At 69.6% G+C, this 217-nt stretch carries 1 pseudogene; it reads right to left on the reverse strand.

From position 1 onward, the window contains the following. Window positions 1-217 (reverse strand): annotated as a pseudogene (locus L687_RS0121075) (extracellular solute-binding protein); the annotation flags it as partial.

The raw sequence follows: 217 nt of genomic DNA on the forward strand, positions 1-217 counted from the left end.
AGTTCTGAGCCTCATCCGGTGTGAACGCGGTGACGTACTTGCCCGCGGCGGCCGCGGCGGCGGAGTCGGCCGTGAGGTCGTCGAGCGTCTTCGGGGCGTCGAGGCCCAGCGCCGTGAACTCGGCCTCGTTGTAGAAGTAGACGAGGGGGCCGGTGTCCTGCGGGAGGCCCACGATGGCGTCGCCGACCTTCATGCCGCTGAACGCACCGGCCGAGAA

The sequence above is a fragment of the Microbacterium maritypicum MF109 genome (genome assembly GCF_000455825.1).
GTDB classification, from domain to species: Bacteria; Actinomycetota; Actinomycetes; order Actinomycetales; family Microbacteriaceae; genus Microbacterium; species Microbacterium maritypicum_A.